This is a genomic window from Lactobacillus sp. (assembly GCF_014803895.1).
In genome coordinates this window covers 11,888-34,083 of the sequence record NZ_JAAVAU010000023.1, presented here as the reverse complement: position 1 = coordinate 34,083, position 22,196 = coordinate 11,888, and the positions used below count along the sequence as shown (strand labels likewise).

Sequence of the window (22,196 nt, the reverse complement as noted above, 5' to 3'; positions counted from 1 at the left end):
CCTTGTCTCTTTCTGAATTTGTTATTTTAAAAACTTACTTTAAACCTTCCCATTTCCATTCGGTAACTTCAGGAATATCCTTACCATTATCACGAATATATTGGTGATGCTTTGCAAGCAAGTCATCCATTTCACTAATGAAGTCCATATTCTTTTCTGCTAATGATGGTACAGATTGAACCACATCCTTAGCTAGGTTAAATCTATCCATGTGGTTAAGTACACGCATATCAAATGGAGTAGTGATATCACCATTTTCTTCATAGCCATGAATATGGACATCATCTTTACCACGACCTCTATCAAACCAAATGGATTCCATCATTGGTTTAAAGCCATGCCATGCAAAGATAACTGGAGTATCCTTAGGAAAGAGTCTGTTGAACTCTTTATCACTGATAGCATTTGGATTCTTTTCTGGGCTCATTAACTTCATTACATCAATGACATTAATGTAGCGAATCTTTAACTCCGGAAACTTCTTATGAAGTAAATCAATTGCAGCTAATGATTCAATAGTTGGTTCAGTACCAGTGGAGGCAAAGATAACATCTGGCTTATCACCTTGGTCAGTTGAAGCCCAGTCAATATAACCTAAACCTTTATCAACTAATTTCTTAGCTTCTTCAATTGAGAACCATTGTGGACGAGGTTGCTTAGAAGTTACCAACACATTAATACATTCACGATCTCTAAATGCCTTATCAGAGACTGCCAATAACGAATTAGTATCAGCTGGTAAGTATTCATGAATCAAATCTGGACGATTCTTTTCATATAGGTGGGTAAGCATACCTGGATCTTGGTGCGTATAACCATTATGATCTTGTTGGAAAACAGTAGAAGTATCTACTAAATTCAATGATGGATAATCATGACGCCAAGTTTGTTCCTTAGCCTTACGCAACCATTTCATATGTTGAGTAAGCATTGAATCAACTACACGACCAAATGCTTCATAAGTAGCAAAGAAGCCATGACGACCAGTTAAGACATATCCTTCAAGCCATCCTTCATCTTGATGTTCAGATAATTGTGAATCAATCAATCGTCCTTCATGATTCAAGTTTTCATCATTTGGAGTATGGATACTTTCCATCCATTGACGTTTTTGACCATCAAGTAATTTAAACAAACGATTTGACTTAGATTCATCTGGACCAAAACCACGGAAGTTATTTGGATTTAGTTCAGCCATCTTATCTAAGTATTTAGCCCATTCAGCCATATCTTGCTTTTCAACTGAACCTGGCTTATCGAACTTAATTGCAAAGTCTCTGTATTCTGGCATATCTAAACTCTTTGGATCAATACCGCCATTAGTTACAGGATTCATTGCCATTCTTTGATCACCATCAAGAGTATTTTCTAATACAATTTCTGTTGGTGAACCATCTTCATTAAATAATTCTTCAGGTTTATAACTTTCCATCCAATCAGTAAGCATTTCTTTATGAGTCATATCATCTTGAGCAACTGGAATTGGAATTTGGTGAGCACGGAAGCTATTTTCAATTGGATTACCATCTAAATCAAATTTAGGACCAGTCCAACCCTTAGGTACTCTGAAGACAATCATTGGCCATTGTACTTGAGAACTATCATTATTTTCACGAGCATTTTTTTGGATAGCCTTGATATCTTCAACAACCTTATCCATAGTCTTTGCCATTTCTTCGTGTACTTCCATATGGTCCTTATAACCATCAAATTCTCCACCAGCATAGGCAGACACAAAGTAAGGCTTCCAACCCATACCTTCAAAATACTTAGTTAATTCGTCATCACTCATTCTTGAAACGATAGTTGGGTTAGAAATTTTGTAACCGTTAATTTGTAAAATAGGAATAACGGCACCATCTTTAATTGGATTGATAAATTTACTTGAGAACCAACTGGCAGCCAATGGACCTGTTTCTGATTCACCATCACCAATTTCAACAGCAGCAATTACATCAGGATTATCTAAAATTGCACCGACACCATGAGAAAGTGAGTAACCCAATTCTCCACCTTCATGAATTGAACCTGGAGTTTCAGGGGCAGCGTGACTTGCTACACCACCTGGGAAACTAAATTGCTTAAATAGCTTAGCCATTCCTTTTTCATCTTGAGTAATTTCTGGATATCTTTCAGTATAAGAGCCATCAAGATAGGAGTTAGAAACCATCACTTGACCACCATGACCCGAACCTTCAATATAGAACATATTCAAATCATACTTTTTAATTGCACGATTTAAGTGAGCATAAATGAAATTCTGCGGTACAATTGTGCCCCAGTGACCAATTGGCTTAGGCTTAACATCTTCAGATTTTAATTCACGCTTTAAAAGTGGATTGTTCATCAAGAATAACTGACCAACAGATAAGTAATTTGCAGCGCGCCAGTAAGCGTCAACACTCTTTAAGTAATCTTTAGTATCGTAATTTACTGCCATAATTTTTTCTCCTCGAATTAATCTTGTTATCTATAATTTTAAAGCAGACGGAGTACAAATTCAACCATTTAAATTATTGGACCGTTCCAATTTTTGGCAATAAGATAAAAAAACAAGCATACCCTTTACTGTATGCTTGTTTTCCTTACTCTTGACTCAAATTTACAAAAGTATTGTATTTCATATATTTATAATGAATTCTCATATTTGAAACTTCAAATGGCGTTCCATCATCCAAGAAAAAGATTCCTGACATAATCCCTACAGGTTCATTAGGTGCTAAAACTAATTTTGATTGATCATCCAAAGTAGAAGGCTCAACTGTAATTGTTAAAAATGATCTTGTAACAGTCTTACCTTGAGCATCTTCTAAATAATTAAAAAGAGAACTCTTCAAAATATTTGGATTAAGTTCTGGAGCAATCTTAATTGGAATATATCCTGTTTCAATCAAAAATGGTTGATCGTCTAGTAAACGCAACCGTTTAATTTTATAAACAAAATCAGAATCTTTCAAAAATAAATCTTGTTTTAATTCTTCATCAGCCTTAACTACCTGATAATCAAGTAATTCAATGCTCTGTTTTTTGCCTGGCATCTTAAACGAATCTGTAATTCCCAAATTAGAACCCTCATACTTAAACAAAGACTGATTTTTTAAGTACAAAGGATTAATAAAGGTACCACTTCCACGTTTTTTAAAAATAATTCCCTGTTGAGCAAGCAAACCCAACGCACGTTTCATTGAGGAACGACTTACTTGATATTGTTCACTTAAACTACGTTCATCAGGTAAACGCATCTCGGGATATTCATTATTTAAAATCTTCTTCTTAATATCGTGCATTACTACCCGATAAACTAAATCTGCCATTACTTTCTTCCTTTATCAGCTGCCTTAATTGCTTCAATGAACCAATCTGCAAACTTAGTAGTGTCGACTTCCGTTGCAATCTCTGCATTTGGCTGATCACTTAAAAAGTCCATTGCACTAGCACCCGCAGTAAATTTACCAGCTAATTCAATTTCTACATATGCGGGCTTAAAGGTATATAACTCTGGACGTACCAAAATACCCACAGCAGTTGGATCATAAATTTTAATTTGATCACTACCATCAGTTTCATGGATATTAGAAAACATACTGTAGAGCATGTTACCCACTTCCCCACATGCTTTGATTCTTTTCATTTGATCAGCAGTCATGTGAGCTTGATTACCAATTTCAAGAGGGGCTACTTGAATTGGAAGTCCGGATTGAAAAACTACTTGAGCAGCTTCTGGATCTCCAGCAATATTGTATTCTGCAAAAGGACTGTGATTACCATGACCGATATTTCCACCCATGATAATAACCTTCTCAATTTTTTCTAAATCTTCTGGATACTGCTTAAATAATAAAGCAAAATCTGTTAATGGACCTACTCCCATTAAAATCATTTTTTCTTTACTATTTTGAATTTCTTCATGCATTAAAGTTGCTGCCAAACCAGGTTTAAGCAAGCTTTCATCAATTTCTGAAAATTCAAAGCCTGCAATACCTGTTTTGCCGTGCACACTTGCAGCACTAATAGCAGGACGCACTAATGGTTGATTAGCTCCCTTTACTACAGGAACTTTAGTATGTAAAAAAGTTTCAAGACCTAAAGTATTTTTTAAAGTATACTCTAATCCAACATTACCCCAGGTTGCAACAATCATTCTTAAATCGATTTCCTTATCGAATAAGCTAATAGTCATTGCAGCTACATCATCAATGCCTGGATCGGTACTAAAAATTACGGGCTTCTTTGACATAAAATTATATTTCCTTTCTTCACATAAACGTTTAATTTTATTATGAACTATCTTTTACAACAAAAAAAGACTTGAAAGAATTTCCCAAGTCTTTTTATTATTTATTTACGTTTTTTATCTTCAATCGTACCATTACTATGAGCAATAATCACTTCATCACACATATTTAAAAACAAACCATGTTCAACCACACCAACAGTATGATCAAGATAGTCAGCTAAGCCCTCCGGAATTGGCACAGGATCAACATATAAATCAATAATATAATTACCATAATGAGTTACATAACGTTTACCATTACTATCAAGTCTAAACTTTGGTTTTAGACCTTGTTCTTGGAATTTTTTGAAATTTTGTTCACAAGAAATTGGTAAAACTTCAACGGGTAATGGAAAGTTACCAAGGCGATTAACTAACTTACTTTCATCAACTATCCAAATAATCTTTTTAGAATTAATAGCAACGTTTTTTTCTAAAGTTAATGCACCTCCGCCACCTTTGATACCATCTAAATGATCATCAACACGGTCAGCACCATCAACCGTTAAATCTACTTCATCAACGTCAGCTAATTCATCAACTTTAAATCCCAAACTTTCAAGCTGTTGTTTGCTACGGTTTGATGTAGTTACAATATACTTTAAAGAAAAATTTTCTTCACTTTTTCTTTTACCTAATGCATCAATAAAAAATGCTACTGTTGACCCAGTACCAACCCCTAAGATTGAATTTGGTTCAACCATCATTGCTGCTTGGGTTGCAGCTTCTCTTTTTAATTGATCTTGTTGTTTCTTATCCATTATTTTGACCCTTTAATGATTCTTCTACAACACTACGCTTAGGAATTGATGGAAAGGCACCCAGCTTTTGGACAGTGAATGACGAGGACTTAGAAGCATAAACTACGCTATCTCTTAAATTGCTCAAATCACTGTTTAATTCACTAGTTAGAGCACCAAGGAAAGTATCACCTGCTGCAGTGGTATCAATTGCTTCCACTTTAAATGCTGGAACAATTTCATTTAACTCACCCATTGAAACATAAGATCCATGTGAACCAATAGTAATAATTACACCTTTTACACCAAGATTGTGGAAGTAATCAGCGCTCTTCTTCATTGATTCTTCATCAGTTATTTCAATGCCAGTAATTCCCTGACTTTCGGTTTCATTAGGAGTAATTAAATCAGTTAATTCTAATAATTTTTCTGGAATTTCTTTCATTGCTGGGGCAGGATTCAAAACAGTTTTTTTACCAGCGGCACGAGCAATTTTAAAAGCTTCAATAGTTGCTTCTACTGGAGTTTCAAACTGTGCTACCACAAAATCACTGGAGGCAATTTCATCTTTAGCATTTCTAACATCATCTGCCGTTACATCAAAGTTAGCCCCATGTTGAATAATAATTGAATTTTGACCACTTTCTTGAAGCAAAATATAAGCCTGACCAGTTTGTTGATTTGGAGTTACAGTCACATAAGTCGTATCAATATTATTATCTTTAAATTCTTTAAGCATAAAACGCCCATGATCATCATCACCAACGCGGCCAACAAATACTACTTTACTACCCGCACGCGCACCAGCTACCGCTTGGTTTGCTCCCTTACCACCAGCAGCTTTTGAAAACTTAGACATAGCAATTGTTTCACCAGGGTGGGGTAAATTTTTAATATGTAAAATACTGTCAACATTAATAGAGCCAACAATAGTAATTTTATTCATAATTAATACCTCTCTATAGCGTTTTCATTAAACAAGTTCATTATATCAAAAAAGCACCCACTAAATGGATGCTTTGCATAATTATTAACAAAAATTTTATTCACAACTAAGTAAACAGTTAAAAGCTTCTTACATTCAACAACCAAAATTCAAAATTAAGCTTATGTTTTTATTCAAAATCAAAATTACGACGAGTATTATTTAAGTCTACTAACTCACCACTAGTTTTATAAACTACCCATTGGGCTAAATTAACAATATGATCACCGATTCTCTCAAGCAAACGGATAATCATAAAGTAACTTGCAGAAGCAACTGCTGCCTCTGGATCTTTTTGAACACCTTCAATTGCAGCAGTTTTTGCTTTAACAAAATCGGCGTCCACTTCATCATCTTTCTTAGCCACGTCACGAGCTAGTTTTTCATCATCTTGAACATAAGCCTTCAAAATTTGGTCAAGCATAAAGTTAACCTTTTTAGACATACTTGTAATTATTTCTTCAACTTCAGGAATACGACGATTTCCTTTTACTCGAATAGTTTCCCACGCAATCGACATTGAATTTTCACCAATACGTTCAAGATCACTAGTTGCTTCTAAAATGCTAATCACAGTTCTAAAATCAGTAGCTACTGGCTGCTGTAAGGCCATTAATTTTAAAGTACGTTTTTCTACTTTTAAAGCGGTATTAGAGAACTTTTTATCATCTGAAACTAATTCTTGGGCTAATTTTTTATCATGGTCAATGTAAGCCTGCGTTGCTTCATCAATTTGTTCACTCACATCGATACCTAAATTCATAAAACGCGTGTTTAATTTTTTTAATTCATCAAGAAAGACTTCATGCATTTTAAAATTCTCCTTTTATTATCCGAACCGTCCATTAAGATAATCACTAGTTATTTGTTTTTTAGGATTCATAAACATTTCTTCTGTTGATCCATATTCAATCAAGTTACCATTCATCAAAAAAGCTGTTTTATCTGAAATTCTACTTGCTTGCTGCAAATTATGTGTAACCATAATAAAAGTAAATTCATGCTTAAGATGCAAAAGGGTTTCTTCAATTTCTGAACTAGAAATTGGATCAAGAGCACTAGTAGGTTCATCCAGTAACACCACTTTGGGATGAACTGCTAAAGCACGTGCAATACAAATTCTTTGCTGCTGGCCACCCGAAAGTGCTTGAGCATTTTTATTTAAATCGTCTTTTACTTCATTCCAAATTGCAGCTTGCTTTAAGCTTTCCTCAACTCGTTGATCAATCAATTCCTTATCTTTTATACCAGCCAAACGCAAACCATAAGCAATATTATTATAAATAGAAAAAGGAAATGGTGTGGGCTGTTGAAAAACCATCCCAACTTCTTTTCTCAACTTAACTAAATCCATTTTAGGACTGTAGATATCTTCATCTTCAAAAGTAATTATCCCAGTAATTTTGATGTTATCAATATCATCATTCATGCGGTTCAAACAACGTAAAAATGTGGATTTACCACAACCAGATGGTCCTAAAAGAGCTGTCAACTCTTTTTCTTGAAAATCCATACTAATACCGTGTAAAGCTTCAACGGGTCCATAACTTAAATGAACATCGTTAGCGGTCATAATATTTGTCAACAGAGGATCCCCCTATCCAAAACTACCACGAATATAATCTTCTGTAATTTTACCTTGTGGGTTAGTAAAAATATTTTCTGTTTTATCATATTCAAGCACATGGCCTAAATGAAAGAACGCAGTATAATCGCTGATACGCGAAGCCTGCTGCATATTGTGTGTAACCATAATCATTGTATAATCACTGCGCAACTGCTTTAGCGTATCTTCAAGCTTAGATGTTGATACTGGATCCAAAGCACTTGCTGGCTCATCTAACAAAATTACTTCTGGCTTAAGAGCTAAAGCCCTTGCTATACATAATCTTTGTTGCTGACCACCTGACAGTGCCAAGGCACTTTTATCCAAATCATCCTTTACTTCATCCCAGAGAGCTGCAGCACGCAAACTCTCTTCAACAATTTTATCAAGCTCTTTTTTATCCTTTTCACCATTAGCTTTTAAGGCATAAACAATATTTTCTCTAATTGATTTTGGAAATGGATTAGGTTTTTGAAAAACCATTCCAATATTCTTTCTTAACTCATAAACATTAATATTGTTTTTATTAATATCCAAGCCGTGGTACCAAATTTCTCCAGTTACTTTAGCAACTTTGTCATTCATACGATTAATTGAACGTAGAAAAGTAGACTTACCTGAACCAGACCCACCTATTAAGGCAGTAATTGAATTTTTTTTAAATTGGAGACTCGCATTAAATAACTTTTGAATTGTTCCACCATAAAAAACGCTCAAATCTTTTGTAGAAAGAATTTCATCATCAGGATCAAATGTTTTAATATGGGTTTTTGCTTCACTTACATCTTGCATCAAAAATTCTCCTTAAGATTTAGCTGCAGTTAACTTACGGTATAAGTGATTACCTAAAGCACGAGCACCTAAATTGAATAAAATTACTACAATAATCAACAAAGCCGAAGTTGCAGCTGAAACTATATCAGCATCAGGAATAATACCTTCAGTATTAACTTTCCAAATATGAACAGCTAAAGTTTCTGCTGGACGCATCACATTCAAAAAACTAGTCGGACTCAATGGATTCCAATTACTATAATCAATTGTCGAACCACTTTGACCTGCTGTATAAATTAGAGCAGCTGCTTCACCAAAAATTCGTCCAGCGCTTAGAATTATTCCTGTTAAAATTCCTGGAAGTGCTGCAGGAAGTACAATTCCTCGAATAGTCTTCCAATTAGAAAGGCCCAGGGCCAAGCCAGCATCATGTTGAGCTTGTGGTACACCTTTGATTGCTTGTTCAATATTACTTGTTAAAGTTGGTAAATTAAAAAAAGTTAAAGCTAAGGCACCTGAAATAATAGAAAAGCCAAAGCCAAATTGAACAACAAATAGTAAATATCCGAATAAACCCACAACAATGGATGGTAATGAACTTAATATTTCAATTGTAGTTCTAATTAGGTTAGTAAACCAATTATCTTTTGCATATTCTGCCAAATAAATTGCGGCACCTAATGCAATTGGTAAAGATATAATCATAGTTAAAACTAACAAATACAATGAGTTAAAAAGTTGATCTCTTACCCCTCCACCGGCTTGATAAGAAGAAGCTTCCGATGTCAAAAAATGCCATGATAAGTGCGGTACACCTGAAACTAAAATATTGCCAACAATTCCAACAAGAATAACCACAACAATGCTCACTAAAGCATAAATAACCGCAGTAGCTACTTTGTCTTTTGCTTTTGCATTCATATTATTTCTGTCCTTTCTTACCAATCAAGCGGACTAAGAAGTTAAAGAATAATGCCATAATCAGTAACAATAATGCAAGTGACCACAAAGCATTATTAGGTAAAGTACCCATAACTGTATTTCCCATTTGGCTCGTTAATTGACTTGTCAAAGTTGCTGATGGACTGACTAAATTATATGGCATAAGTACTGCATTACCAATGACCATTTGTACAGCTAACGCTTCCCCAAAAGCTCTTGCCATACCAAAGATGACTGCTGTCATAATTCTAGGAGCAGCCACACGTAAAACCACTTTATAAATAGTTTGCCAATGAGTAGCACCTAAAGCTGCAGAAGCTTTACGATAATGGTTAGGTACAGCCTTTAAACTATCAACAGTTAATGAAGTTATAGTTGGTAAAACCATCACAAACAAAACTAAAGTAGCTGCTAAAATACCAAAACCAGTACCACCAAAGATATTTCTAATAAAAGGTACAATAATTGTTAATCCTAAAAAACCATAAACAACTGAAGGAATACCCACTAATAACTCCATAACTGATTGGAGGAAGCGTCCACCTTTTTTACTTGAATATTCAGTCATGAATAAAGCAACTGCAATAGCAAACGGAGTTGCTACTAAAGCTGCTAGAATAGTTACAGCAAAGGAGGTTACAATCATTGCAGCGGCCCCAACATGATTCTTACCATCACCTGGATTCCAATCTGTTGAAGTCAAAAAGTGAAGAACATTAACATGATCTTGGAAAAATGTCGCTAAACCATGTACAGCAATAAAACCAATAATAGAAACTACCAATATAATGATTAGGATAATTGCTGCATAAGTTAAACCTTTACCCCAATATTCTTGATGGGTTTCCTTAGAAGGTTTGGTCAGCTTATCAACATCGACCTTATCAGCTCCTATTTTCTTCAGCTTAACATGTGGTACTTTTTGCTCTGCTAAAGCTTGATTTACCACTTGCTTTAAATCTTTTTTATTATTCATTTAAAAGCTATCCTATTCTTTTACTACCTTATTGTCACTATCTCTGACAATTTTCATATCATCAATACTGATATAGCCTAACTTTGGTACTAAATCTTTTTGAACTTTAGAAGAAAGCATATATTTGATGAAATCTTTAACATACTTTGGTGCATCTTTTTGAACATACATGTGTTCATAAGACCAAAGTTGCCACTTATTAGTAGTAACATTTGCATTAGTTGGTGCAACACCATTTAAACTTAATTTTTGAATATTTTTGTCACTAGCATATGGGAAGGAAATATAAGATATTGTTCCTGGTGTTGAACTTACAATCTTTCTTACAGTACCATTAGAATCTTGCTCTTGAGCCTTAATTGGAGTAGCTCCTTTTAAGACAATACTTTCAAAAGTAGAACGTGTACCACTACCTTTAGAACGATTAATTACTGTAATTGCTAAATCTTTACCGCCAACTTCTTTCCAATTTTTAATTTTACCAGTAAAAATATCTTTTAATTGTTGGGTGGTTAAATTTTTGACTCCAACGTTTTTATTAACAATTGGTACAATTCCGACCACAGCAATTTTATAATCTGTTAATTTATGTGCACTGATTCCCTTTTGAGTTTCTGCAAAAACATCAGAAGTTCCAATTTCAACAGCTCCAGCTTGAACTTGGCTTAATCCTGTACCAGATCCACCACCTTGAACAACGATGTTACTATCCGTGTGAGTTAAGCGGTAATCGTTACCGGCCTGTTCTGCTAAAAGTTGCATCGCACTTGAACCGACAATGGTTATCTTCTTATCATTATTTCTCGCACATCCCGTTATGACAAAAGCCATTAAGATTGAAACAAAGAAAATAATAAATTTGCGTAATCTTTGTTTAGTCATTTGATTCTCCAAGATAAATTTATAAAAATAATCATTTTTATTCTATCATATAAACCGCCTCCAACAATACCCTGAGGCGAACAAACAAAAAAGAGATTTTTAAATCTCTTTTTTGTGATAAATGAAATATAAGATTAGTATAACTTCTATTTAAGAACCTTAGATAAAAAATCTTTAGCCCGATTGGATTGTGGATTATCAAAAATTTCCTCAGGAGTTCCAGTTTCTTGAAGATACCCGTCAGCCATAAACCAGACAACATCAGAAACTTCTTTAGCAAATCCCATTTCATGAGTAACAATGACCATTGTCATCCCAGAATCTGCTAAATCTTGCATAGTTTTTAAAACTTCCCCAACCATTTCCGGATCAAGAGCACTCGTTGGTTCATCAAACAACATTACTTCTGGCTTCATTGCCAATGCTCTTGCAATAGCAACACGTTGTTGTTGTCCTCCTGAAAGACTCGCCGGTGATTGAGTAGCACGATCCTTTAATCCTACTTTCTCAAGTAAATCTAAAGCTATCTTTTCAGCTTCTCCATCACTCATTCCTTTAACCTTCATTGGTGCTAACTTTACATTTTCAACTACGTTCATATTTGGGAAAAGATTAAAATTTTGAAATACCATTCCCATTTTTTCGCGTAATTGATCTAGTTCTTTTTCATCAATATGCGTTAGATCTTTACCATCAAAAATTACTTTACCAGAAGTTGGCTGTTCTAACACATTTAAACAGCGAAGTAAGGTACTTTTCCCAGAACCAGAGGGGCCAATAATTGTAATAACTTGTCCTTTCTTCACACTAGCTGAGATATCTTTAAGAACCTCATTTTTACCAAAATTTTTCTTTAAGTGTTGTATATCGAGTATTTTAGTCATTCTTCATCCGTCTTTCAAAGTAATTCAATAATCTAGTTAATGAAAATGTCATGATGAAATAAATAATCATAGCAATAAATAATGGCAACACACCACGATAAGTTGATGTTTGAACTAATTGCGTTTGATACATTAATTCAGAAACCCCAATAACCGAAACTAACGAGCTATCTTTCAATAACGTAATAAACTCATTACCTAATGCTGGCCAAATATTTCTAATTGCCTGGGGAATAATTACATAACGGTATGCCTTAGCTTGACTAAGTCCAAGTGAACGCGCTGCTTCAATCTGCCCTTTAGGAAGAGAATCAATTCCTGACCGAATATCTTCAGCTACATAAGCTCCAGAATTAAGTCCGATTGCGATAATACCAGCCACAATAGCAGAAAGATTAGAAATCAGATAACCTATTCCAAAATAAACAAACAAAATTTGTACCATTTGTGGCGTACCACGAATAAATTCAATGTAAGCTACAGCAATCCAATGAATAACCTTATTCTTAGATAAACGCATTAAAGCTAAAATAACACCTAAAATGATACCAATTACTACTGAAAAAATAGTAATAACAATAGTGTACCAAATACCCTTAACAAAATAGCTCCAGTACTGGCTCATCTTATTAGTCTTGCTTGCTGTCTTCATATATTTAGCAGCTTCTGGCAAGTATTTTTTATTAACTAAATCTTCTTTTTTAACTTTATCAACAGTTTTATTAACTGCTGCTACTAAATCTGATTGACCTTTAGCAATAGCAATCGCGTTTCCAGAAGCATTATCTTTAATGTCAGCTTTAACTGCCTTTAAACTTTTGTTATTTTCTGCATAAGCTTTAGCAGTTAATTCTTCCATCAATACTGCAGAAACTTTACCAGTTTGGAGGGCTAAAACCAAGTTATTAAGCTTGCCTAAACCCTTAACAGTTGATCCTTTCATTTGTGATTTAACTTCACTGTATTGAATACTACCAGTTTGAGCACCTACAGTTTTTCCTTTAAGGCTCTTCACACTTGTATACTTGGTAGCATCTTTTTTATTAATTAAGAAATATTCACCACTTGGCTTGTAATAAATTTTAGAAAAATCAACACTTTGTTTACGCTCTGGCGTTGGCGTCATTGCAGAAATAACCATATCAATCTTGCCAGTTTCCAAAGCAACCAATAATGAGTCAAAACTCATATTTTTAATTACAAGCTTTACTCCCATGCCCTTAGCAATTTCTTTAGCTAATTCGATATCAATCCCAACATATTTAGTTTTACCATTAATATTTGTTGTAAATTCAAGGGGTGGATAGTCTGCAGAAGTACCTACCACTAATTCTTTTTTTGCCTTGATTTTCTTTAAAACAGATCCTCTAGCCACTTTTTTAGTGGTCTTTGTTTGACTAGAGCTAGCTGCATAACTAGGAGCTGCGGTTGAAAAACACATTGCAAACACTGCTATAATTACTAACAAGCATTTAAATAGCTTTCCTTTTTCCATTAATAAATTCCTCTCATGAATAAAAATGCATAATAATACAAAAAAATCGGTGATGTTACTGAGTTCAGGGTTAGACATCATCGATTTTTTAGAAAAGATATTTAAAGCTTCAGTTGCTGAAGTTTGATTATTTAAATTTTAAGCAATGGAATCAGGAAGAGACCATGCCAAAATCTTTACCAAATAAATCTGATGACATGTAACCCATGATTCGTCGTAGTTGATCAATAGTTAATAAAGATTTGAACATGATTTCCCCTTCCTTTCGTTCAGTTAAATTTAAGCTACGCTTAATGTTACATTACTATTTTTTAAATTGCAACATTATTTAGTAACTTTTGCAACATATCTGATAATTATCCTAGATAGGATAGCTTCCTTCTCAACAAACTAATTTTATAGATTCTTCTAATTTATAAGTATTTATTTTTAAATTTTTAAAGAAAAATTTTTTATTAACGCGATTTTATTGAAATAATAGGGTATCATGGTAATAGTTAAAAAAAGGAGCTTCCCAATGCAAACAAATAAACGTCCCATTATTATTGGTATTGCCGGTGGTTCTGGTAGTGGTAAAACTACTATTGCCCATGAAATTTATGAAACCTTACACCAAGATGATCATATTTTGATTGTTACGCAAGATTCTTATTATAAGAATAATGACCATCTACCAATGTCAGAACGTCAAAAAATTAATTATGATCACCCTGATGCCTTCGACATGCCTTTATTGATTAATCAATTAAGTCAATTAATGAATCGGCAATCTATAGAAATGCCAGTTTATGATTTTACAGCTCATACTCGTAGTGATGAAACAATTCATACTGAGCCTGCCGATATTATCTTATTAGAAGGAATTTTAGTTCTTTCTGATGAAAAATTACGCGACCTGATGAGCATCAAAGTATTCGTTGACACAGATGATGACATTCGTTTTATCAGACGTCTTGAACGTGATACTGAAGAACGTGGTCGTTCAGTAAACTCAGTAATTAAACAATACTTAGCTACTGTTAAACCAATGTATCATCAATTTATCGAACCTACTAAGCGTTATGCTGATATCATTGTGCCAGAAGGTGGAGAAAATGATGTTGCCATTGATATGCTTACTACCAAGATTCGTTCAGTTTTAGCTTAATAAAAGTAAAAAGAGACCTCGTTATGAAAAACATAACTGGGTCTCTTTTTATTTAATAATTAATTAAATTTCTTTTGTAGATGACTTGCTACCATAGAAAGTGAAAAACATACTACAAAATACATTACAGAAATTATTAAGTACATTGGAATCAAGTAGGTTGAATTTTGACTATAAATAATTTGCGCATGGAACAACAATTCCGGTAAAACGATAATTGTAGCCAAAGAAGTATCCTTAATTAATGAGACAAATTGTGATAATAAGGCAGGAATCATCTTGTGAAGTGCTTGTGGTAAGATAACATGAATCATAGCTTGCATGTAAGTCATACCATTTGAACGAGCACCTTCCATTTGGCCTTTTGGCACAGCATTGATCCCACTACGAACAATTTCTGCTAACATGGCACCTTCAAATACTACCAGGGCAATAATTGAAGCAACTGTTGGATTAGTAACTATTCCTAATTCTGGTAAACCAAAATAAGTAAAGAAGATAATCAAAAGCAATGGTAAATTTCTGATAATATCAATACAAAAACCAACAATGGCAGAGACATACTTGATTTTCATATTTCTAATAAAACCAAAGACTAGTCCAACTACAAAACTTAAAGCAATTGAAATCAAAGACACATAGATTGTCACCCAAAGTCCTTGTAAGAGGAAGCGAATATCAACCCATGAATATGCTTGAGCAAAATTTCCCATCTATTCTTCCTCCTTCTAATTCAATTTCTTTTCAAGATAACGCATATAGTAACTAAGTGGCAAAGTCAAAATCAAATAAAATACCCCAACAATTATATACGTATTAATTGTTTGGAAGGAAGATAATGCTACCACATCAGCTTGATACATTAAATCAAATCCAGCAACAAAGGCTAAAACTGATGAATTTTTTATCAAGTTAACAAATTGGTTACCTAATGGTGGAATGACAATTTTCATAGCTTGAGGCAAAACAACGTATCTCATTGCTTGGGTATAAGTCATACCATTGGAGAGAGCCCCTTCCATTTGTCCTTCACCAACGGAGTTAATGCCGGCACGAATATTTTCAGCAATAAAAGCTGATGTATATAAGCTCAAACCAATTGTACCGGCAACAAATCCAGAAATTTTAAAGAAAAATTGCGGAATAACTAGGTAAAATACCATTGTAATAACTAGTAACGGAATATTACGAAACAGTTCAATATAAATCTTAGCAATTACGCGCAAAAATTTAATTGGAGAAACTTCCAATAATGCAAAGCCAATCCCCAAAACTAAACTAAAAAATAAGGCAATTAAACTACATAAAATTGTATTTCCAAACCCAGTAATGAATTCAGACCAGTGACTAGTTAAAATCCCTATCATTCATTTTCAACCTCCTTAAAACCTGGTACTCCACCAAACCATTTTTGTATAAGCTTATGATACGTACCATTTTTCTTAATTTGTGCTAAAGCCTGATTGATTTTCTTAAGCATCTCTGTTTGACCTTTATTTACAGCGATCCCATATGGTTCTTTAGTAAATGTTCCGCCAACAAGCTTATAGCCATGATTCTCATTAGCAATGCCTGCTAAAACACCATTATCTGTAGTCATTGCTTGACCTTGACCTGCTTTTAAAGCAGTAAAAGCTTGACCATAATCATCATATTCAAGAACTTTGGCTTTTGGAGCAAACTTGGCGATATTATCAACCGCTGTAGTTCCTTTAACTGCTAAAACGGTTTTTCCATTTAAATCTTTTACACTTTTTATTTTTGAATTATCTGGCACTAAAAGTGACTGACCTGATGGAAAATAAGATTCAGTAAAATCTACTTGCTTTGCACGCTCTGGTGTAATTGTCATTGTAGCTAAAATAGCATCAATGTTACCATTTTTTAAAAGTGGAATTCTTGTCTTAGGAGTAGTCTGAACAAACTTAGCTTTTGCATTTTTACCTAACATCTGTTTGGTTAAAGCCTTTGCTAAATCAATCTCAAAGCCTTCAATTTGACCGTTATTAACACTCATTAACCCAAATAAACGTGTATCTGCTCGTACGCCCCAAACAATTGTCTTAGATTGCTTGACTTCTTGATACACATTTTTAGAACTCTTCTTTCCACATCCCGCTAAAGTAAGAATTAATGCTAAAACTAGCGGCACTAGCAAAATCCTACGATATTTTTTCATAGTAACCACCTAGTCAGTAATAACTTTACTTAAGAATTGACGTGCTCGTTCACTTTTTGGATGATCAAAAAATTCATCAGGATTTTCGTCTTCAATAACTTCACCTTTATCAAAGAAGATCACCCGATCACCAACTTCACGTGCAAAACCCATTTCATGAGTCACAACAACCATAGTTAATCCTTCCTCAGCAACAAGCTTCATGACGTTCAATACATCTTGAATCATTTCAGGATCAAGTGCACTAGTTGGTTCATCAAATAAAATTGCCTTTGGTTTCATAGCAAGTGACCTTGCAATTGCTACACGTTGCTTTTGACCACCAGAAAGTTGGCGTGGATAATAATCAGCTTTATCAGATAATCCTACCTTTTTTAAAAGATCCATTGCAATTTGATGATTTTCTTTATCATCACGATGTAAGACAATTTTAGGAGCTAAGGTAATATTTTCAAGCACAGTGTGATTTTCATATAAATTAAAGTGCTGGAATACCATACCAACATTCTTGCGAATTTTATTCAAATCAGTCTTCTTATCAGCAATATCATATCCAGTAACAATTAGTTGACCTGAATTAATCTTTTCAAGTCCATTCATTGTTCTAATTAAAGTACTTTTACCTGAACCGGATGGCCCAATAATACTTACAACTTGTCCTTCTTCAATGGACAAGTTAATATTTTTTAAAGCATGAAGTTTTCCATAATATTTATTAACATCTTTAAATTCAATAATCGCAGCCATGCTTATTCCCCTCTCTTTTGTTTTCACGTTTCCTATTTTACCCTATGTTTAACATTTTGGCTTTAAAAATCATGAAATTAATACAATAAGTTTGAGATTTTAATTAAAAAAGGAACAAATTTCTTCAGTTAAGAAATAAATGTTCCCTTTTTATTATTCCTTTTCGGCGTATTTAACATCAAAACCTGGAATATTACCAAACCATTTTTTCACAAGTTTATTATAAGTACCATTTTTTCTCAAACGAGTTAAAGCTTTATTTAATGCAGAAGCAAATTTTGTTTGCCCTTTATTAACGGCAATTCCATACGGATCACTAGTAAAGTTTCCACCAACTAACTTATAACCTTTGCTTTCTTTAGCTAGACCAGCCAAAATACCACTATCCGTAGTTAGAGCTTCACCTTGATGAGCCTTTAATGCCGTAAAAGCTTGACCATAATCATCATACTCAAGCGTCTTAGCTTTTGGTGCAAACTTTTTAATATTGGCTACAGCAGTTGTTCCTTTAACAGCCAAAACAACCATTCCCTTTTTATTTAAGTCTTTGATTGACTTAATTTTAGAATTTTTATGTACTAAGAGCGACTGACCAGCATTAAAGTATGGATTTGTAAACAACACTTCTTTTTTTCGTTCTGGTGTAATAGTCATTGCTGCTAGAACTGCATCAATATTACCATTTTTTAGTAATGGAATTTTTGATTTAGTAGTTGTTTGAACAAAATCAGCCTGACCATTTTTTCCTAAAATTTCTTTCGTTAATGCATTAGCTAAATCAATTTCAAAGCCTTCAATTTTACCTGTTTTAATACTCATTAAACCAAATAAACGAGTATCGGCTTTTACACCCCAAACAATTTTTTTAGATTGTTTAATTTCTTCATACGCATTTCGATTACTTGCTTTACCACAAGCTGTGAGAGTAAAGAAAAACAAACCAATTAAAACTAATAAAAATGCTTTGACTTTTTTTCTCGGCATTACTCCACCTCCGCAGTATTTTTAGTTATAACAATTAAATGAACTTCCTTAATATAGTTATAGCACTTATAACGCTCACTAATTATTCAAATGCCATTTGATTAGTATAAAGTCCATAATAAAAGCCCTTTTTCTTCAAAAGTTGTTGATGATTACCCTCTTCAATCACATTTCCATCTTTCAATACAACAATTTTATCTGAATTTAAAATTGTCTTCAATCTATGGGCAATGATAAAACTTGTTCTTCCTGCAATAACTGCATCCATTGCTCTTTGAATCTTTTCTTCAGTAACAGTATCCACATTAGAAGTAGCCTCATCTAAAATTAAAAATTCTGGATCAATCAAAATTGTTCGTGCAATTGAAATTAACTGTTTTTGACCAGTTGAAAAAATCGAATTTTCTTCTGACACATGCGTATCATATCCATCAGGCAAAGTCATAATAAAATCATGAATATTTGCTTCCTTAGCGGCAGCAATTACTTCCTCGCGACTAGCATTAGGCTTACCATATTTGATATTATCTTCGATCGTTCCAGTAAATAAAACTGATTCTTGCAAAACAATACCAACATTATTTCGAAGTGATTCTAAAGTAATATCTCTGATATCTACATCATCAAAAGTTATTCTTCCTGAATTTACATCATAAAACCGATTAACCAAGTTCATGATTGTTGTTTTCCCAGAACCCGTTGGACCAACTACAGCAACTGATTTTTCTCTATCAACGTCAATACTTACGCCATGCAAGACTTCTTTTCCAGGGACATAACCAAAATGAACATCTTCAAGTTTAACGCCTTTTTCAATCCCTTTTAAAACCTTACCGTTAGGTACAGTGTCTTCTTCATCTTGTTCTTCAACTTTAGCTAATCTCTTACCACCAGTTAAAGCTAATTGGATCATTGAATAAATTGAAGTTAATTGGGTCAACGGTTGGAAATAAGTTTGAGAATATTCTACAAAGGCAACAATCAATCCTAAGCCTACAGCACTAGAAACTTGGCCGCTCATAATTAACCAAGCTCCCCCAGCAATTACAATTGCCAAATTCAAAAGTGATAATCCTTGAAGTAATGGAAAAAGCATCCCCGAATAAAATTGCCCTTTGAACATAGTCCTACGAACACTATTGTTATACTTTCTAAAAACAGCAACTGATTCTTTTTGCAAACCATTAGTAATTATTACTTTTTGCCCATTGATCTGCTCATTGACATAACCATTCAAATCACCGATTTTATCTTGTTGCTTATCTAGGTAAAAGCGCGCTTTTTTCATAATAATCAAACTAATAATTATGATAAATGGCGTCGTAACTACCGTGAAAAAAGCCATCTTCACATTAATCACAAACATCATGATGATTGTTCCAATAAATAAAGTACCCTGAGAAATCACTTCAAAGACGGCGTTATTCATAGCGTTAAAAATATTATCTAAATCTGAGTTAAATAGTGACAACAACTTACCATCTTGATGGGTGTCAAAATATCGAATTAGCATTCTTTGAAACTTAGAAAACAAATTTTCACGCATATCATTAGTTGCATCAGCGTTAAATTTGGACATTACCATCCAAGCAATAAATATTGCAATTATTCCTAACGCGTAGGAACCTAACATGTAAGCTAACGCACTATAGAACTTATTTAACGAATAATTACCACTACCTAAGTGAGTCACAGCATTGGTTAAGTCACGTACTGCATTACCTAAAAATAGTGGTCCAATCACTTGCGAAAGAGTTGAAACAAGTGATAACACAATCACAATTGTGATGCCTTTCCAGTATTTTTTCAGATAGCGAGCAAAATAGGCCAATGCTTTTTTAGTATCAGTCATTCAATTCACCTCTGTTTTCTTTAGCCTTTTGAGTCTTATAAATATCTTGATAAATCGGTGAAGTTTTCAATAACTCTTCATGAGTTCCTTGAGCGACTAATTTTCCATCATCTAGAACTAAAATTTTATCTGCATGCATCACTGAAACGATTTTTTCCGCAATAATCATCGTTGTCGTTTCTTTTAGATCATGCTCTAGTGCTTCTTGAACTAACTTTTCTGACTTAGCATCCAAAGCTGAAGTCGAATCATCTAAAATCAAAATTGGCGGTTGACTAATAACTCCACGCGCAATTGAAAGTCGCTGCTTTTGACCACCAGAAAAGTTTGCTGATCTCTCTTCAACTTCATGATCAAACTCATCAGGATATTGACCAACGAATTCTTGAGCTTGTGCTATCTCAGAAGCACGTTTTAGTTCATAATTAGTCGCATCTTCTTTACCTTGACGGAGATTAGAAGCAATCGTACCTGAAAATAGAATTGCTTTTTGTAAGACCATTGAAACAGTCTTTCTCAGTGACTTTTCACCAATATCTTTTAAATTTTTACCGCCAATCTTGATTGTACCTGTAGTTGGATCATATAAACGAGGGATTAGTTGAGCTAAGGTACTCTTACCAGATCCTGTCGCCCCAACTATACCAACCATTTGTCCAGGTTCAGCCTTAAAAGAAATATCCGTTAAAGTTGGTTGATTATTTCCCGGGTAAGTAAAAGATACGTGGTCAAACTCAATGCTGCCTTTTACTGGCTTGTCGGAATCACTTTTTACAAATTTAACATCAGGTTCTGTATCCAATACTTCCTTGATACGTCCTAAAGAAATCATCCCACGAGAAAAACTCATCATCATCATTCCACCATTTAAAATGGCAAATAATAAAGTCAAAATATAGGAAACATATGGCGACACCACTGCTACATCACTTGGATGAGCCATGATGCTTTTCCCAACTAAAAATATAACCAGGGAAATAATGATATAAGCAATCAACATAAAAGCGGGCATGATTGCTGAGAACCAGTAACCAATCTGAATATTAACATCATTTAACTTATCAGAAGTATGATTAAATTTATTAATTTCACTACTTTCTTGGTTAAATGACTTCACAACCCGCATACCCTGGAGGTCCTCTTTAACGCTAGTTGAGATACGATCCATATATTTCTGCATTTTATCAAAAAGGCTATTCATTCTTTTTAAAACAAAATAGCCTACAACAACCATTCCTACCAGCATAACAATTGGAGCCCACCAATAACGAGGAATAGTTACAATCGCTAAAACTAATGAACCGCCCAGAATAAGAGGCAATCGTAATAACTGCATGAAGAAAATAATAATCATATTCATGATTTGGTTCATGTCGTTAATTAAACGTACCACTAATGAACCGCTAGAAAATTTTTCAATATTGCCAAATGAAAAACTTTGAATTTTAGCATAAGTTTGTTCACGTAAATCTGAAGTCACACCTTGCGCGAGCTTAGCAGCAAAATAAATATTAAAAATCCCCGCTCCAATAGCCAAGATAGCTAGAACTACTAAGCCAATACCATCACGCAAAATACTATTATGCTTATCAGCCAAAATAGCTTTTTGAATATCTTCAAGTAAGCGTGGTTGCCATAAGGTCGCAAATGCAGAAATCAAAACGGAGACTATCGCACCAACAATTTCTTTTTTATAATTTTTTAAATGCGGTACTAAAATCTTCATC

At 33.9% G+C, this 22,196-nt stretch carries 21 protein-coding genes; 1 reads left to right on the top strand and 20 read right to left on the bottom strand.

The window, feature by feature from the left end:
• Positions 1-34: 34 nt before the first annotated feature.
• The 13 genes from HDR40_RS07000 to HDR40_RS06940 form a co-directional block, all read right to left on the bottom strand.
• Positions 35-2,440 (bottom strand): phosphoketolase family protein, encoded by a 2,406-nt coding sequence (locus HDR40_RS07000; protein ID WP_290627799.1) that lies wholly within the window; start codon positions 2,438-2,440, stop codon positions 35-37.
• A 145-nt stretch (positions 2,441-2,585) separates the two neighbouring features.
• Positions 2,586-3,314, bottom strand: a complete 729-nt coding sequence (locus HDR40_RS06995; protein ID WP_290627797.1) for a GntR family transcriptional regulator — start codon at positions 3,312-3,314, stop codon at positions 2,586-2,588.
• Complete coding sequence (locus tag HDR40_RS06990) at positions 3,314-4,237, bottom strand: nucleoside hydrolase (protein ID WP_290627795.1); 924 nt, start codon at positions 4,235-4,237, stop codon at positions 3,314-3,316. Before HDR40_RS06990 ends, HDR40_RS06995 begins: the two co-directional genes overlap by 1 nt.
• Positions 4,238-4,338: 101 nt before the next feature.
• The gene (gene rpiA / locus HDR40_RS06985) at positions 4,339-5,037 is read right to left on the bottom strand and encodes a ribose-5-phosphate isomerase RpiA (protein WP_290627793.1); all 699 of its coding nucleotides are present in this window, start codon (positions 5,035-5,037) and stop codon (positions 4,339-4,341) included.
• Entirely contained in the window at positions 5,030-5,962 is a 933-nt protein-coding gene (gene rbsK / locus HDR40_RS06980) for a ribokinase (protein WP_290627791.1), read from the bottom strand. Before rbsK ends, rpiA begins: the two co-directional genes overlap by 8 nt.
• Positions 5,963-6,131: 169 nt before the next feature.
• Positions 6,132-6,812, bottom strand: a complete 681-nt coding sequence (phoU, locus tag HDR40_RS06975; protein ID WP_290627789.1) for a phosphate signaling complex protein PhoU — start codon at positions 6,810-6,812, stop codon at positions 6,132-6,134.
• An 18-nt stretch (positions 6,813-6,830) separates the two neighbouring features.
• Positions 6,831-7,586: a phosphate ABC transporter ATP-binding protein PstB gene (gene pstB / locus HDR40_RS06970; protein ID WP_290627787.1), complete on the bottom strand. Its 756-nt coding sequence runs from the start codon at positions 7,584-7,586 to the stop codon at positions 6,831-6,833.
• A gap of 12 nt (positions 7,587-7,598) precedes the next feature.
• Positions 7,599-8,399 (bottom strand): phosphate ABC transporter ATP-binding protein PstB, encoded by an 801-nt coding sequence (gene pstB, locus HDR40_RS06965; RefSeq protein WP_290627785.1) that lies wholly within the window; start codon positions 8,397-8,399, stop codon positions 7,599-7,601.
• Positions 8,400-8,411: 12 nt separating this feature from the next.
• Positions 8,412-9,302, bottom strand: a complete 891-nt coding sequence (gene pstA / locus HDR40_RS06960) for a phosphate ABC transporter permease PstA (protein ID WP_290627783.1) — start codon at positions 9,300-9,302, stop codon at positions 8,412-8,414.
• A 1-nt stretch (position 9,303) separates the two neighbouring features.
• Positions 9,304-10,299 (bottom strand): phosphate ABC transporter permease subunit PstC, encoded by a 996-nt coding sequence (pstC, locus tag HDR40_RS06955; protein ID WP_290627781.1) that lies wholly within the window; start codon positions 10,297-10,299, stop codon positions 9,304-9,306.
• A gap of 12 nt (positions 10,300-10,311) precedes the next feature.
• Entirely contained in the window at positions 10,312-11,181 is an 870-nt protein-coding gene (locus tag HDR40_RS06950; RefSeq protein WP_290627779.1) for a phosphate ABC transporter substrate-binding protein, read from the bottom strand.
• 146 nt (positions 11,182-11,327) lie between these two features.
• A complete protein-coding gene (locus HDR40_RS06945) occupies positions 11,328-12,065 on the bottom strand; it encodes an amino acid ABC transporter ATP-binding protein (RefSeq protein WP_290627777.1) in 738 nt (245 codons plus the stop codon).
• Positions 12,058-13,506, bottom strand: coding sequence for an ABC transporter substrate-binding protein/permease (locus tag HDR40_RS06940; RefSeq protein ID WP_290628045.1), 1,449 nt, complete (start codon positions 13,504-13,506; stop codon positions 12,058-12,060). Before HDR40_RS06940 ends, HDR40_RS06945 begins: the two co-directional genes overlap by 8 nt.
• A gap of 571 nt (positions 13,507-14,077) precedes the next feature.
• Between HDR40_RS06940 and udk the strand changes: the two genes are divergently transcribed.
• The gene (gene udk, locus HDR40_RS06935) at positions 14,078-14,707 is read left to right on the top strand and encodes a uridine kinase (RefSeq protein WP_365936790.1); all 630 of its coding nucleotides are present in this window, start codon (positions 14,078-14,080) and stop codon (positions 14,705-14,707) included.
• Between the two features lie 59 nt (positions 14,708-14,766).
• Here udk and HDR40_RS06930 read toward each other — a convergent pair whose 3' ends face one another.
• From HDR40_RS06930 to HDR40_RS06900, 7 genes are all read right to left on the bottom strand, one after another.
• Positions 14,767-15,420 carry an amino acid ABC transporter permease gene (locus HDR40_RS06930; RefSeq protein ID WP_290627773.1) on the bottom strand — a complete coding sequence of 218 codons (654 nt, stop codon included), beginning with the start codon at positions 15,418-15,420 and terminating at the stop codon, positions 14,767-14,769.
• Between the two features lie 15 nt (positions 15,421-15,435).
• Positions 15,436-16,074: an amino acid ABC transporter permease gene (locus HDR40_RS06925; protein WP_290627771.1), complete on the bottom strand. Its 639-nt coding sequence runs from the start codon at positions 16,072-16,074 to the stop codon at positions 15,436-15,438.
• A complete protein-coding gene (locus tag HDR40_RS06920) occupies positions 16,071-16,886 on the bottom strand; it encodes a transporter substrate-binding domain-containing protein (protein WP_290627769.1) in 816 nt (271 codons plus the stop codon). Before HDR40_RS06920 ends, HDR40_RS06925 begins: the two co-directional genes overlap by 4 nt.
• Before the next feature lie 9 nt (positions 16,887-16,895).
• A complete protein-coding gene (locus tag HDR40_RS06915) occupies positions 16,896-17,633 on the bottom strand; it encodes an amino acid ABC transporter ATP-binding protein (protein ID WP_290627768.1) in 738 nt (245 codons plus the stop codon).
• A gap of 153 nt (positions 17,634-17,786) precedes the next feature.
• Positions 17,787-18,617, bottom strand: coding sequence for a glutamate ABC transporter substrate-binding protein (locus tag HDR40_RS06910; RefSeq protein WP_290627766.1), 831 nt, complete (start codon positions 18,615-18,617; stop codon positions 17,787-17,789).
• Positions 18,618-18,699: 82 nt separating this feature from the next.
• A complete protein-coding gene (locus HDR40_RS06905) occupies positions 18,700-20,469 on the bottom strand; it encodes an ABC transporter ATP-binding protein (RefSeq protein ID WP_290627764.1) in 1,770 nt (589 codons plus the stop codon).
• Complete coding sequence (locus HDR40_RS06900; RefSeq protein WP_290627762.1) at positions 20,462-22,195, bottom strand: ABC transporter ATP-binding protein; 1,734 nt, start codon at positions 22,193-22,195, stop codon at positions 20,462-20,464. Before HDR40_RS06900 ends, HDR40_RS06905 begins: the two co-directional genes overlap by 8 nt.
• Between the last annotated feature and the right edge of the window lies 1 nt (position 22,196).